The organism is Ruegeria sp. HKCCSP346 (assembly GCF_017872595.1).
Taxonomy (GTDB): Bacteria; Pseudomonadota; Alphaproteobacteria; order Rhodobacterales; family Rhodobacteraceae; genus Ruegeria.
Genome location: NZ_JAEDOT010000001.1, coordinates 1,140,250 through 1,154,237 on the forward strand (window position 1 = coordinate 1,140,250; position 13,988 = coordinate 1,154,237).

Genomic DNA, 13,988 nt, shown 5'->3' on the forward strand with positions numbered 1-13,988 from the left:
ATTCATCAGGCAAGTCTGGCTTTGGGTTGCAGACTGAGGCGCACCACCTGCTCGACCTTGTGCAAAGGATGATTGGTCAGGGTCTTGTTGACCTCGGCCACGACCTTTCCCAGCACCTCGCTGTGTAACCGACGCCGCAACAGACCCAGAACATGGGGGCTGGCCACCAGAACCAGCCGATCATAGGCGCCTTTCAGCCCCTTGCGATTCAACAGGTTCGCCAGATCCTGCACGAACAGAGATTTTGCGTGCGCCTTCCACGTGGGTTCTTCAATTGCCGATTTCTGTTTTGGTCCGCCGTCGTTGCGACGACCTGCGCGGTCCGTCGGTTTTCCGGTCGGGCCGTCTTGTTCTTCGACAGCGACGACGACAAAATTGGGATCGTCGGCATCGGTGATATTCTCCATCACCAGCGCTTTCTCTCCATCTGCAACAATAACCCAAGTTCCCTGTGTAAGTGCGACCATTGCGATCTCCTGATTAGGTTGTGTTCTGGGTATCCCTCGACCTGCTGGACATGCGGGTTCGTTGACGCACGAACAGTGCGCAGCCCGATCATTGTTTGAATTGATATGCAGTTTCTCCCTCTACCCTACAGAGATGTGCACTGGAAAACAGCAAACAAGATACCGTCACGCAGAAAGGGCACGTATCGGCGGGTTTTCACCGGCTGGTCATCAACCCTTTAGGCGGACATCTCGACAACGGTGATTTCGGGCGTCACGCCCAGACGAACCGGCAGGATCGAACAGCCGATACCGCCCGAAACGACCAGATCGCGCCCATTTTCGCGTACATGGCCATAGGCATAGCGATTGCCGAATTTCGATGGCACCACGGGCGACCAGCCGAACAGGCGCACTTGGCCACCATGTGTGTGCCCTGAAAGGGTCAAGGCCACCCGCCCGGGCACAGTGGGAAACACATCGGGCTCATGCGCCATCATCACAACCGGAGCGTCATCGGTGATCTGCGCCAGAGTACCTTCCAGATCGTCCAATCCTTGCGGCTTGCCGTTGCGCCAGATCGCCAGCTGATCCTCGAGCCCGGCAAGCCAGATGCCCTGAGCTTCGAGTTTGATTGCGGCATTGGACAACACCGAAATGCCGTTCTGTTCCAGAATTTCGGCATAGCGATTGGGCCCGGACCCGCGCCGCTGTGCCGACCTGTCATCCCACCAGTCGTGATTGCCCAGAACGGCAAAGACACCATTCTTCGCCTCAAGCCCGGCAAGCACAGGGGCCAGGTCCTGCATCTTGACCGTGTCCGAGACACCTTTGTGGCTTGCAAAGAAATCACCCAACAGCAGGATCACGTCCGGAGCCAGCGCATTGGTTCGGCGGACCACCTGCCTTACGCGGTTCAGGCCGACATAGGGCTCGCCCACATGCATATCGGACAGTACGGCGATTCTGAGCGGCGGCGCTGTCCAGTCGTCCCGCTGAATGCGCCATTTGCGCACGCGCAGCCGAACCGCGGGTTCAATGATGAACCCGTAGGCGGCCGTGACAAGGCCTGCCAGCGTCGCCGCCAGCAGGCCCTTTATGAACCGACGTCGGTTCAATACGTTACATCCGCGATGCGACGTTTTCCCAGTTCACCAGATTGTCGAGGAAGTTCGACAGGTAGGCCGGGCGCTTGTTGCGGAAATCGATGTAGTAGGAGTGCTCCCAAACATCGCAACCCAGCAGCGCGGTTTGACCAAAGCACAGTGGGTTCACGCCATTCTCGGTTTTTGTGACGGCCAGCGAGCCATCGGCGTTCTTGACCAGCCACGCCCAGCCCGAACCGAACTGACCCGCACCGGCGGCACTGAATTGCGACTTGAATTCATCCACCGAACCGAAGCTTTCGGTCAGCGCCTTTTCCAGCTCGCCCGGCATCTTGGACTCGCCCGGCCCCATCATTTCCCAGAACTGGTTGTGGTTCCACAACTGGCTGATGTTGTTGAAAATACCGTTTTGTGCCACGGCGTTTGCGTCGTATGTACCAACGATGATCTCTTCCAGCGACTTGCCGTCCCATTCGGTGCCGGCGATCAGCTTGTTGCCGTTGTCGACATAGGCCTTGTGGTGCAGGTCGTGGTGATATTCCAACGTTTCCGCGGACATACCCTTGGCTGCCAGCGCGTCATGTGCATAAGGAAGATCAGGAAGTTCAAAAGCCATGTCGGCCCCCTGTTTAAATGTAAGTTGCGGTTCCCAAGGTTAAATGCTTTGGCAACCGCCGCAGGTCAAGGGGCGTGGCAAGAAAACCCGGAGGCAGGCGATGCTGACACAGGCGCGCAAGATGTTCTATCGCGCCCGCGGATATTATGCGGGCAATCTGAACGGCGAGCCGTTTCGTCTGGACCCGTACCATTCGAAATTCTGGCGCAAGGCCACTGCGGGCGCTTGGGAGCCTGAAACATTTGCAGTTCTTGACCGGTTCCTGTCCCCTCAAAGCGACTATCTGGACATCGGCGCGTGGATTGGCCCGACGGTGCTGTACGGTGCGCGAAGGGCACGGCATGTCTGGTGTTTTGAGCCTGACCCGACCGCGTTTCGGCATCTGGCATGGAATCTTGATCTGAACGGCATTCAGAACGTTTCGGCATTCGGGGTCGCCCTGTCAGATCGATTTGGCGTGGCACGCATGGCCTCTGTGCGCGGTGAACCCGGGGATTCCACCAGTTCGCTTCTGCACGACGGGGCGCATGGGTCTGATGCGCTGACGATCGCCTGGGACCAATTCGAAAAAACAAACGACCTGTCACGGGTTTCGCTGGTCAAAATGGACATCGAGGGCGCGGAATTCATTGTTGCCCCCACTTTGTCCGCGTGGCTGAAGGAACGCCGCCCCGCCCTTCTTCTGTCTCTTCACGCACCTCTGCTTCCGGAAGACCAGAGGCACGAACGTGTCAGCGCATTGATGGATGAACTGGGTTATTACGCAAACCTGTCGGATGACAAGTCACAGCCTGTAGAGATTTCGGACTTGCTGACCGAAGATGGCCTGAGCCGTTTTCACACCGTTCTCTTGCATGGGTAGAACGTCTGGCATTTTTTTCTTCGTTCACGCGAGGTCCCGCTTGCGGCATTGAGGTGTATCAGTTTGATTGCACACACCAAGAATCATGCCCAAGTGGATAAAATGAAAAGACTTTTACCAATTGCAGTCGCCGCATTTCTTGCACATACCGCTGCGGCAGAAACGGTTACCTATCATTGCAAGATGACCAAACAGGACGCCCATGGCTGGATTGCGCCAGAGTATGCGTTCCGGATCGACCCCGCCGCATCTTCGGCGATGGCCGCCACTTCGTACCAGGATTGGGCCAAGGCAAAATTCAAAGACCGCGGCGCCAAGGGATATCGTATTATCTGGAAACTCGATCAGAAAATGGTTGCCGGCGGCAATGTCCGCGTTCGATATCAGGCGAACCTGAAAACAACCGACAATACGGTCGCCGTCCGCATGGCATTCGTTCAGGGAAATTTCGCGAACAAACCTTTCGGAGTCGGGACCTGTTCGACAGTCAAGTAAGAAAAAGCCCCGGATGAACCGGGGCTTTTTTTGTTCAGTAGATCCCAACCTCACTGCCGGGCTGTGCTGCCACCTTGAGCAGTTTGAACACGTAATCCGCAGCGGAACGGAAGCAGACCACGCGGAAGGTCTGTTCATCATCCATCCAGAAAGCACCGGCCACCTGCGCCAGACGCGTGCGGCGAATCTGGCCGGGCTGGAAAGCATCCGCTGACAGATCGACGGGCGCGACCTTGCCCAGCACCTCTCTTGCGCTGGCACCAGAGACGCTGAAGACGGCGCGGGCATCCGAGACATTGACCGCCAAAGCATGGGTGCCGCTCAGGGCACCGACCATGTCGGCCAGTTTGGCTTCGACCTCGGCATAAGGCACCAGAACCAGCAACTCGTCGGTCGACATCCAAGCCACGCCGGTATCGCCGGTCAGAAGCACCTCGCGCTGACCCGGCACTTTCTGACCGGTTGCATCCTTGACAGCCTTGGCCAGCACCTTGTCGGACAGGTCGCCGCGCAGGGTTATCATGCCTTGCAGGCCGCATTCCTGGACCTTGGCGATGCCGTCATAGCTGGCGTGGTTCAATGCGCTGATGGGTTCAGACATTCTGCTTCTCCCCGTCCTTGTCATAAAAGATCGGGTCCACGATCTTGGCTTTGTAGGTTTTGCCGTCCGTGCCCGGGAACTCGACGATCTCGCCCATGCGGTCGGGGCCGTGTTTGATCAGCCCCATGGCGATCCCTTTGCCCAGATTGGCCGAGTAATATGTCGACGTCACACGGCCGATCATGTTGCGCTGACCGTTGGCATTGACGCCATCGCCCACCGCGTAAGCACCATCCGGCAGAACCGATCCGTCCACAGTCTCGAGACCGACCAGTTTCCAGCGCTCGGGATCCGCCATGTGGGTCCGCGAATGGGCGCGTTTGCCCAGATAATCCTCTTTCTTCTTGGACAGTGCCCAGTGCAGCCCCAGATCCTGCGGGATCACGGTGCCGTCGGTCTCGTCCCCGATCATGATAAAGCCCTTCTCGGCCCGCAGGATGTGCAGACATTCGGTTCCGTAAGGCATCACGCCGAACTCTTTGCCTGCTTCCATCAAGGCATCCCAGAACGCCTGCCCCTGGCTGGCCGGAACGGCGATTTCATAAGACAGCTCGCCTGAGAACGAAATGCGGTAGGCCCGGCAATCGAAGCCTCCGATCTTGCCATCGCGCCATTCCATGAAGGGCAGCGCCTCTTTGCTGACATCCATGCCGCCCAGCTTTTCAAGCACCTTGCGGGCATTGGGGCCGACCACGGCGACCTGCGCGTATTGCTCGGTCACGTTGGCGACATAGACTTTCCAGTCCCACCATTCGGTCTGAAGCCATTCTTCCATGTGACCATGGATACGCTCGGCCCCGCCGGTGGTGGTGTGGCACAGCCAGGTGTCTTCATCGATGCGGGCGACAACGCCGTCGTCGATCAGAAAGCCGTTTTCCGAACACATCAGGCCATAGCGGCATTTGCCGACCTTCAGCGTGGACATCATGTTGGTGTACAACATGTCCAGAAACTTGCCGGCATCCGGGCCTTTGACGATCAACTTGCCCAGCGTCGATGCATCCAGCAGGCCGAGGTTCTCGCGGGTGTTTTTCACCTCGCGATTCACCGCGTCATGCACGGATTCGCCGGGGCGGACATAGGCATAGGTCCGGCGCCAGTGGCCGACCGGCTCCCAATCGGCGCCGTTCCTGTCGTGCCAGTTGTGCATCGGTGTCCGACGGATCGGCTGAAAGACCTCACCCCGTGCCTCACCACCGATCGCACCCATCGAGATGGGCGTATAGGGCGGGCGGAAAGTGGTTGTCCCAACCTTGGGAATTTCGGATTCCAGAGCATCAGCAAGGATCGCCAATCCGTTGATGTTGCTCAACTTACCCTGATCGGTCGCCATGCCCAACGTGGTATAGCGCTTGGTGTGTTCGACGCTTTCATACCCTTCGCGCGCGGCCAGTTGGACGTCTGAAACCTTGACGTCGTTCTGGAAATCCAGCCAGGATTTCATACGCAATTGGACTTCTGCATTTGCCGGCATCAGCCAGACCGCTTCCATCGGCGCTTCGGCGGTTGTGTCCCCTGCGGGCGCCTTGGTGTTCTTGGGCTTGAAGCCAGCCGCCTTGGCGGCCGCCTTACCGGCCGCATGGGCGTCTGTCAGAACATCCTGCAACGCCAGAGGGCCGTTGGACGCGCCAGCAGCAACAACGAACCCTTTGCCGTCCACCCCCAGCGGCGGACGCTCGGGATCCGGCCGGAAATGCGCGTTCGCCTCATCCCAGATCAGCTTGCCCCCGCAATGGGACCACATGTGCACGACCGGAGACCAGCCGCCGGACATGGCGACTGCATCCGCCTCAACCTCTTCACGCGCGCCGCCGACGCCCTCTTGATTGCAGATGGCTACCTTTTTGACGCGCTTGCCGCCTTTGACCTTGGCAATGGCTTTGCCCGGATCGACGCGGATACCCAACTGGCGGGCTTCTTCCGCCAAAGGTCCGGCCGTTGCCCGGGCGTCAACAATGCGCAAAACATCCACACCTGCCTGTTTCAGGATAATCGCGGTACGATAGGCGTCGTCATTGTTGGTGGCGACGATGACACGTTCGCCCGGGGTAACCCCCCAGTTCACGACATAGTCGCGCATGGCCGATGCCAGCATCACACCCGGAACATCGTTGCCAGCAAAGGACAATGGTCTTTCAATTGCACCCGTTGCCGTTACAATTTGCTTGGCGCGAATGCGCCACAAACGATGGCGCGGGCCCTGCACGCCCGGCGTGTGGTCCGTCAGACGTTCGTATCCCAGCACATAACCATGGTCATAAACACCCGCTCCCATGCAGCGCGTGCGCATGATGACGTTGTCCATTGTTTCGAGTTCGGAAACCAATTGTTCCACGAACTTATCCACAGGCTCACCATCCACGGTGCCGCCGTCAACCGGCGCGCGACCTCCCCAATGCGCGGTCTGCTCGATCAGCAGAACCCTGGCACCGGATTGTGCCGCCGCCTTGGCTGCCTGCAAACCAGCCACACCGCCGCCGATCACCAGAACATCGGTAAAGGCGTAGAAATGTTCATAAGTGTCGGCATCCCGGTTGTCTTTGTCGGGCGCCTTGCCCAATCCCGCCGACTGCCGGATGAACGGTTCGTAGACGTGTTTCCAGAAGGGTTTGGGGTGGATGAACGTCTTGTAGTAGAAGCCGGCCGGCAGAAACCGGGCAAAGGCCGTGTTCACCGCACCGATATCATATTCAAGGCTTGGCCAATGGTTCTGTGAAATCGCGGTCAAGCCGTTGAACACCTCGGTCGTCGTGGCGCGCTGGTTCGGCTCGAACCGGTTGCCCTGCCCCAGACCGACAAGCGCGTTCGGCTCTTCCGCACCGCTGGCGACAACGCCGCGGGGACGGTGGTATTTGAACGACCGGCCAACCATCATCTGGTCATTGGCCAACAGGGCCGAGGCAAGCGTATCCCCCTCATAGCCCTGCATCGAGGTTCCGTTGAAGGTGAATGTGACCTTTTTCGACCGGTCAATCAGCCGGCCTTGTTTTGCGAGACGGGTGCTCATTGTGCGGACCTTTCGCATGTGGAGGCGTCAAAGCCTCCGGCGGGAGTATTATTGAAAAAATGAAACATCAGGAGAACTCTCTCCACGTCCAGCCGGGCCGTTTGGCAGTGATGGCATCCTTGATGTCTTGCGGCGGTTCGGAGGTCTGAGCCGTGTAGGTTCCGAACACTTCGAGTGTCTGCGTGCAGCGCGCGGCGTGGAACCACTTGCCGCAACCATTGGCGTGCCGCCAGCGCTCGAAATGAACACCTTTCGGGTTTTCACGCATGAACAGATAGTCGTGGAATTCGTCATCGGACGAGCCCGGGCCGAAACGCTTCAGATGCGCTTCGCCACCGGCGGCCAGTTCGGATTCTTCGGCGTCTACGCCGCAATAGGGGCAATTCAGGATTAGCATGTTGTCATCCTTTTGGCGGTCGGTCAGCGCGGGGGCCGACCTGAATTCTGTTTTCTGGCACCTTCGGGAATCTCCCTAGTGCGCCACCCCGGCGGCCACGCTTTCGTCTATGAAGCGGCCTTCTTTAAAGCGGTCCATCGAGAAGGCTTCGGTCAGCGGTGAATGGCCCGTCGCCATCAACTGCGCCATCCCCCAGCCCGAGCCCGGAATCGCCTTGAAACCACCGGTGCCCCAGCCGCCATTGATAAAGCAGCCCTGCAACGGTGTTTTCGACAGGATGGGCGAGCGGTCACCGGTCATGTCCACGATCCCGCCCCACTGGCGCAGCATTTTCAGGCGCGAAATCATCGGGAAGGTTTCGACCAGCGCCCGCACCGTTTCCTCGATATGATGGAAAGACCCGCGCTGCGTGAAGTTGTTGAACCCGTCGGTTCCCCCGCCGATCACCATTTCGCCCTTGTCGGATTGCGACATATAGCCGTGGACTGTGTTCGCCATCACGACCACATCCATGCAGGGTTTGATGGGCTCGGACACCAGCGCCTGCAACGCGACGGCTTCCAGCGGCAAGCGGAAGCCCGCCATCTCGGCCAACTGACCCGAATGGCCGGCGACGACGATGCCCAGCTTGTCACAATCAATGGCACCCTTGGTGGTATCGACCCCGACAACGCGCCCGTTGTCCGAGCGCACACCGGTGACTTCGCATTGCTGGATGATATCCATACCCATCGCCGAACAGGCACGCGCATAGCCCCACGCCACCGCATCATGGCGCGCAGTGCCCCCGCGTTCCTGCCAAAGGCCGCCCAGAACCGGATACCGGGGGCCATCCAGATTGATGATTGGCACCAGTTGCTTGACACGCTCAGGCGTAATCCATTCGGTTTTCACGCCCTGCAAAGCGTTGGCATGGGCCGTGCGCTGATAGCCGCGGATCTCGTGCTGGGTCTGCGCCAGCATGATGACACCGCGCGGGCTGAACATGATGTTGTAGTTCAATTCCTGGCTCAGGTCCTCGTAGAGGCTGCGCGCTTTCTCGTAGATCGCCGCCGACGGATCTTGCAGATAGTTCGAACGGATGATCGTCGTGTTGCGACCGGTATTGCCGCCGCCCAGCCAGCCTTTTTCGATAACCGCGACATTCTGGATGCCATAGTTCTTGCCAAGGTAATACGCGGTCGCCAGACCATGACCGCCAGCACCAACGATGATGACGTCATAGCGCTTCTTGGGTTCGGGTGAGCGCCAGGCGCGCTCCCATCCGGTGTGATAGCGCAGAGCTTCCCGCGCCACAGCAAAGGCTGAATAGTGTTTCATGTGCGAATCCATCCGGTTCGGTGATTGGGCGCAGATATGCCGTGTGACGGCATTTTAACCCTGCCGTGCAACGCCGCAATATCGCACTATTGCGACATGTCGCTCATTCGCGGCCATTTGTCCCTTTTGTCGGACGCCTCACAGGTCTAAGTCAGGGCAGCATCCTCGGAGGGACCATGACGTTCTGGGTTCTGATTTTTCTTGTCGCGCTGCTGATCGCAGCTTTTCTCAGCTTTACCCTGCTGCGCAAACGCCGTGGGGATGAACCCGCGGCGGCATACGATCTGCGGGTTTATCGCGAACAGTTGGCCGGTGTGGACCGGGATCTGGCGCGCGGTGTCATTGGCGAGGCCGACGCCGAACGGGTGCGCACGGAAATTTCCCGTCGCATTCTGGCCGCAGATGACCAAATGAAGAAAGAGGGTGCCGGCGCCGGGCCATCTCGTGCGGTTTCGGGGTTGTCGATCCTGGCAATATCGTTGCTTCTGATCGGTGGAGCGTTGGCGATGTATCATCGCACCGGGGCCGTGGGTTTGCCTGACATGCCGCTGACCGCACGGCTTGAACTGGCCAAGGAAGTGCGCGCCAACCGGCCATCCCAAAGCGCCGCGGAAGAACTGGCGACCCCACCTCGACCTGCGCAGCTGGAAGAAAGCTATGCCAACCTGCTGAAGCAGTTGCGGGAAACCGTTGCGAGCCGGCCGGACGATTTGCAGGGTCAGATGTTGCTGGCGCAACACGAGACGAATGCGGGCAACTTCAAGGATGGGTACACCGCGCAGCAAAAGGTGATCGAGCTGTCCGAAGACAGCGCCACGGCTGATACCTATGCGGACCTAGCGGAAATGATGATTCTGGCCGCAGGTGGGTATGTCTCACCCGAAGCGGAACAGGCGCTGATCGAAGCGCTGAACCGTGACCCCCGTCACGGCCCGGCGCGCTATTATTGGGGGCAGATGCTGGCCCAGATCGGGCGGCCGGACCTTGCCTATCGCATGTGGGTCGAAACGTTGCAGGATTCCCCCACAGGTGCGCCCTGGGCCGAAGCAATTCGGGCTCAGATCGATGAACTGGCCTTTAGGGCCGGCGTTTTCAATGCACCGGATCTGAGCACCGCACCCGGCCCCAGCCAGGAAGACATGGCCGCCGCCGCAGAGCTGAGCCCCGAAGAGCGGCAGCAGATGATTCAGGGCATGGTGGACCAGCTGTCTGATCGGCTGGCGGCAGAGGGCGGATCCCCCGAGGAATGGGCCCGCCTGATCGCGGCCTTGGGCGTTCTTGGCCAGGGTCAGCGCGCCATCGATATTCGCGATGAGGCCATGGAAGTCTTTGCCGGCAATTCAGAGGCGTTGCAGATCATCGATGCGGCGGCCCTTCAAGCCGGGATCGCTCAATGATCCATGACACTATCGAAGAATTTGCAGCCGCGCTGCAACCTATGAGTGCCCTGATGGGGCTGGACCTTGGGGAAAAGACAATCGGCGTCGCCGTGTCCGACCGGATGCGCGGTGTCGCCAGCCCGCTGGAAACGGTACGGCGCAAGAAATTCACGCTCGATTCCGCGCGCCTGATCGAAATTGTCACCGATCGCGAGATCGGGGGCATCTTGCTGGGCCTGCCCAAGAACATGGATGGCAGCGAAGGGCCAAGATGCCAGTCAACGCGGGCATTTGCGCGCAATTTGTCCCGCCTGACCGATCTGCCCATCGGGTTTTGGGACGAACGGCTTAGTACCGTTGCGGCAGAAAAAGCACTACTTGAGGCGGATACGACACGAAAACGTCGCGGACAGGTTATTGATCACGTTGCGGCCAGCTATATCTTGCAAGGCGCGCTGGACAGGCTGCGCTTTTTGTAACGGGTCGGAGACCAGTGATGACGAATATGGTTTGGAAAAGGAATGAGGTCGAAAGCCCTTGTGTCCAGATCTGTGTCGTTCACCCGACTGAACGCATCTGTACCGGCTGCTATCGCACGATTGACGAAATCACCCGTTGGTCCAAGATGGACAGCAGCGAACGCGCCGAAATCATGGAAGATCTACCAACCAGAAAGCCGCGCCTCAGCAAACGCCGAGGCGGGCGTGCAGCGCGCATAAAAGGTTCCTGAAGTCAGCCAGCCTGCTTTGGGGACGTATCCCTGTGGTCATTGGATTCGTCGCGGGCCGACCTGTTTGTGTCTTGCCCGCGCAGCTCTGACTCGAACAGAGCTGCGATTTCGGATCTGCTTGTTTTTGCAGTCCCGTATTTTTTCGCTGCACGTCGGACACGCTTCGTTCCGGTCTTGTCCGCCTTGAATACTGGCGTCTTGCGTGCCGCAAATCTTTCCATCAATAACCTAAGTGTCATCGCAAACTTCCCGCTTCCAATAACTGTGCCGCCGCGGGCCGAGTTCGAGCTCCTAAAAGGGGCCAGCTCATGAACGCATCTGTTCAACGTGAGTGGAGGCCCGCAGCGACACGGCGTAGGTAAGGGCATTTCCGGTCAAATTTAGGGGGAAAACACGCGGTTTTTGGTCCGTGTTGACCTTAAGGTCAGAAATTCCACGGAAAAACCCACCAGTTCCCTTACGTCACAATTCTTGACCGGCACGGTATCAAGACCGGTTTCAAGACATGTGGTGCGTGTCGTTCCGCGAAATAAGCCAATCAGGTTTGGTCAATTCATGCTCAAGGGTGCTTTGTTCTGACCAGAGAACAAAGCACGCAAGCCGCCTGTTGGCAGCAAGATCACAAGATGCAGGTTGGCACGCAGAGCAGATCCTTACCCGGCAGCCAGCCAAGTTTTGGCGTTTTCGATTTCCTCGGACGGAAAGAACTGAGTCCGTGTGCCCAATACATGACTGGCGACACGTTGTGCCATGTGCTGCCAGCTTTTGTCCCCGACGATGGCCGCGCGATCCAGTTGTCCGATGTGGCGGCTGGCCAGACGAAAATGTGCAGCAAGAGCGGACAACCCCTGCCAGCCGTCGAATTCCCGCAGGTCGATCAGCAACCGAAATCCGGATCGATCATGCAACAAAGCGTCCAGGTCGCGTTCGGCTTGCTTGTACTCCTCGGGGTCCAGTTTTCCCAAAAGGCTGATCTGCACACATGGGCCCTCAAGATCGGTCACGTGAATGGATCCCAGCGACTCGCGCATCCAGCGCCGGGCGGCCTCAAGCTCGGCCAATTCAAAGACCTGAACGGGGCATGGCAGGATCGGGGCGGCCAATCGGATGCTGGTTTGCACCCAGCCCTGATCGGCAACAACCGCGATCCGGTCAAACCCCCGCCAGTGGCTGAGCCCCAGCTTGGTGTCGGACCAGGCCGCGCCCAAATCATACCCCTTGAACTCGGGCTGCACGATGGCCAAAAGCCGAACGGAATCATGTTCGGTCAGCGCTGCTTCGATTGCAGGAACCAGGACATCGGCATAGTCGGCGCTGGTGACTTGCCCCGACAACTCCACTTCTATCAACGCACCATCAGAATTCGTATGGACCGTAATCATCGGTCAAAACCTCCAAAGCCAAACAATGACAGGAGGTTAAGTGGATTCGATCCATTCCGCCACACCCCCGGCGCATTCCGGGCGGAAATAGGCGATCATCCGTCCATCCGGCCCTGCGCTTGCCGTTTCCGCCCAGGGGGCAACCCCGTGCAGGCAGTGGCGGTGCAGCACGTAAGCCTCGCCCGGTTTTGCAGGCAATTCGATTCGCGGGCAGGTTTCGAAAACCTCGCGACGGACAGATTGGTAGATATCCGTAACATCGACTTCATGCAGGCGCTCTTGTGGCGTCCCCGCAAGGGCGCGCCTGAAAGCCGCACCCAGGATATGATGGCTGCCTTCCCACAACACCATGGGCGACGCATCCGGGCTGGCCTCGGTCAGCGGTATGCCCAAAACCCACGCATGCGGTTCATCCACCCGGCGGCGACGATCCGGCCCCATCGGGCGCAAACCGTCCACATGGGCCGCGTCCCGATTTCTGCGATACCGCGCGGCGGCTTCGTTTTCCCCCCGGCGCGGGCGTGGATACCCAGGATGCGTGACCGAGACTTGGCCTTTGTGAAGCGGCAACTGCCCGTAACGCCCTGCAATGAATGACATGGCGGTTCCGGCCAAAGGCCCCGATTGGCCAACCCTGCCCTGCGCGTCATTGGGCAACGCGTCAACACCGATGAACCACGTCCCGTCACAATCCAGCCAGTCAGCATGGGCCGGGTCCGTTACCGCGGCCCGTGCGGCAGGCAGCGCATGTCCCACCCAGGCCGCAAGCACTGGATCATACGGGAATTTCACCCACCCCCTGACGTCAAAATCCTTCACAAACCCACCGCCTTGCGCAGCATATTGAGCGCCACCAGCGTAAGGAACACTGCGAATACGCGCTTCAAGGGTTTCGGATCCATCGCATGGGCCAGCTTCACCCCCCAGGGCGCGGTGATCATCGTCATTGCCACGACGATACCGAAGGCCACCAGATTGACCGCCCCAATGGTCAGCGGAGGCCGGTGTTCCGGTGCGATATCCAGAAACAAAAACCCGATGACCGAGGGCACGGCGATAATCACACCAAACCCGGCGGCGGTTGCGACGGCACGATGGATCGGCGTGTTGTAGAGGCTCATCAGCGGCACACCAAAACTGCCGCCGCCGATTCCCATCAGAACCGAAAGAAACCCGACCGCAGGAGACAGGATGGCCCGCTTTATTCCACCGGGCATGACATCACCCAGCCGCCATTCCGAACGACCCAGCCCCAGATAGGCCCCGATCACCATTCCCAATATGCCGAACAGCGCCTGCAAGGCTTCGGTCCGCAGGGCCGAGGCAACCAGAACTCCGATGATCGCACCGACGACGATCCCCGGCCCCCAACCGCGCAGAATACCCCAATCCACCGCACCCTTTTTATTGTGCGCCAGAACGGATCGGACCGATGTCACGATGATCGTGGCCAGCGACGTGGCCAGACACAGCTGCATCAACTGTGGGCCGCCATAGCCAAGAGTTTGAAACGCATAGAAAAAGGCAGGCACCAAGACGATTCCACCGCCGACCCCCAGCAATCCGGCAAGCACGCCGGCCAGCGCTCCGATCGCAAGCAAAAGGCCCAGCATCTGGGCCAGCAACATCGTCTCGGGCATAGTTCCC

The 13,988-nt window shown here is 59.2% G+C and carries 15 protein-coding genes; 5 read left to right on the forward strand and 10 right to left on the reverse strand.

What is annotated here, in order from left to right; genetic code table 11:
* Nucleotides 1-5: 5 nt before the first annotated feature.
* The 3 genes from I9185_RS05710 to I9185_RS05720 all read right to left on the reverse strand — a co-directional run bounded on the left by I9185_RS05710 (nt 6) and on the right by I9185_RS05720 (nt 2,168).
* Nucleotides 6-467, reverse strand: coding sequence for a host attachment family protein (locus tag I9185_RS05710; protein ID WP_171631353.1), 462 nt, complete (start codon nt 465-467; stop codon nt 6-8).
* 218 nt (nt 468-685) lie between these two features.
* Nucleotides 686-1,564: a metallophosphoesterase gene (locus I9185_RS05715; RefSeq protein ID WP_210092538.1), complete on the reverse strand. Its 879-nt coding sequence runs from the start codon at nt 1,562-1,564 to the stop codon at nt 686-688.
* A gap of 4 nt (nt 1,565-1,568) precedes the next feature.
* On the reverse strand, nt 1,569-2,168 hold the full coding sequence (locus I9185_RS05720) for a superoxide dismutase (RefSeq protein WP_171228054.1): 600 nt from the start codon (nt 2,166-2,168) through the stop codon (nt 1,569-1,571).
* Nucleotides 2,169-2,211: 43 nt separating this feature from the next.
* Between I9185_RS05720 and I9185_RS05725 the strand changes: the two genes are divergently transcribed.
* Together I9185_RS05725 and I9185_RS05730 are read left to right on the forward strand one after the other, a co-directional pair.
* Nucleotides 2,212-3,030 carry an FkbM family methyltransferase gene (locus tag I9185_RS05725; protein ID WP_245223415.1) on the forward strand — a complete coding sequence of 273 codons (819 nt, stop codon included), beginning with the start codon at nt 2,212-2,214 and terminating at the stop codon, nt 3,028-3,030.
* 63 nt (nt 3,031-3,093) lie between these two features.
* Nucleotides 3,094-3,525, forward strand: coding sequence for a hypothetical protein (locus I9185_RS05730; RefSeq protein ID WP_210092539.1), 432 nt, complete (start codon nt 3,094-3,096; stop codon nt 3,523-3,525).
* Nucleotides 3,526-3,559: 34 nt separating this feature from the next.
* On the opposite strand, the gene I9185_RS05735 is transcribed toward I9185_RS05730, so the two are convergent.
* The 4 genes from I9185_RS05735 to I9185_RS05750 form a co-directional block, all read right to left on the reverse strand.
* A complete protein-coding gene (locus I9185_RS05735) occupies nt 3,560-4,126 on the reverse strand; it encodes a sarcosine oxidase subunit gamma family protein (protein WP_210092540.1) in 567 nt (188 codons plus the stop codon).
* Nucleotides 4,119-7,133, reverse strand: a complete 3,015-nt coding sequence (locus I9185_RS05740; protein ID WP_210092541.1) for a sarcosine oxidase subunit alpha family protein — start codon at nt 7,131-7,133, stop codon at nt 4,119-4,121. The genes I9185_RS05735 and I9185_RS05740 overlap by 8 nt, the downstream gene beginning before the upstream one ends.
* A gap of 67 nt (nt 7,134-7,200) precedes the next feature.
* Nucleotides 7,201-7,530, reverse strand: coding sequence for a sarcosine oxidase subunit delta (locus I9185_RS05745; RefSeq protein ID WP_171631333.1), 330 nt, complete (start codon nt 7,528-7,530; stop codon nt 7,201-7,203).
* A 75-nt stretch (nt 7,531-7,605) separates the two neighbouring features.
* Nucleotides 7,606-8,850 carry a sarcosine oxidase subunit beta family protein gene (locus I9185_RS05750; RefSeq protein ID WP_171723009.1) on the reverse strand — a complete coding sequence of 415 codons (1,245 nt, stop codon included), beginning with the start codon at nt 8,848-8,850 and terminating at the stop codon, nt 7,606-7,608.
* Nucleotides 8,851-9,026: 176 nt separating this feature from the next.
* Between I9185_RS05750 and ccmI the strand changes: the two genes are divergently transcribed.
* The 3 genes from ccmI to I9185_RS05765 are packed head-to-tail and all read left to right on the forward strand — an operon-like array spanning nt 9,027 to nt 10,959.
* Nucleotides 9,027-10,247, forward strand: a complete 1,221-nt coding sequence (gene ccmI / locus I9185_RS05755) for a c-type cytochrome biogenesis protein CcmI (RefSeq protein ID WP_210092542.1) — start codon at nt 9,027-9,029, stop codon at nt 10,245-10,247.
* Entirely contained in the window at nt 10,244-10,708 is a 465-nt protein-coding gene (gene ruvX / locus I9185_RS05760; protein WP_210092543.1) for a Holliday junction resolvase RuvX, read from the forward strand. Before ccmI ends, ruvX begins: the two co-directional genes overlap by 4 nt.
* A gap of 17 nt (nt 10,709-10,725) precedes the next feature.
* Nucleotides 10,726-10,959 (forward strand): DUF1289 domain-containing protein, encoded by a 234-nt coding sequence (locus I9185_RS05765; RefSeq protein WP_210092544.1) that lies wholly within the window; start codon nt 10,726-10,728, stop codon nt 10,957-10,959.
* Nucleotides 10,960-11,612: 653 nt separating this feature from the next.
* Here I9185_RS05765 and I9185_RS05770 read toward each other — a convergent pair.
* The 3 genes from I9185_RS05770 to I9185_RS05780 are packed head-to-tail and all read right to left on the reverse strand — an operon-like array spanning nt 11,613 to nt 13,981.
* Nucleotides 11,613-12,341: an STAS/SEC14 domain-containing protein gene (locus I9185_RS05770; protein ID WP_171631323.1), complete on the reverse strand. Its 729-nt coding sequence runs from the start codon at nt 12,339-12,341 to the stop codon at nt 11,613-11,615.
* A gap of 36 nt (nt 12,342-12,377) precedes the next feature.
* Nucleotides 12,378-13,160, reverse strand: a complete 783-nt coding sequence (locus I9185_RS05775) for a hypothetical protein (protein WP_210092545.1) — start codon at nt 13,158-13,160, stop codon at nt 12,378-12,380.
* Nucleotides 13,157-13,981 carry a sulfite exporter TauE/SafE family protein gene (locus I9185_RS05780; RefSeq protein ID WP_171723005.1) on the reverse strand — a complete coding sequence of 275 codons (825 nt, stop codon included), beginning with the start codon at nt 13,979-13,981 and terminating at the stop codon, nt 13,157-13,159. Before I9185_RS05780 ends, I9185_RS05775 begins: the two co-directional genes overlap by 4 nt.
* Nucleotides 13,982-13,988 lie beyond the last annotated feature (7 nt).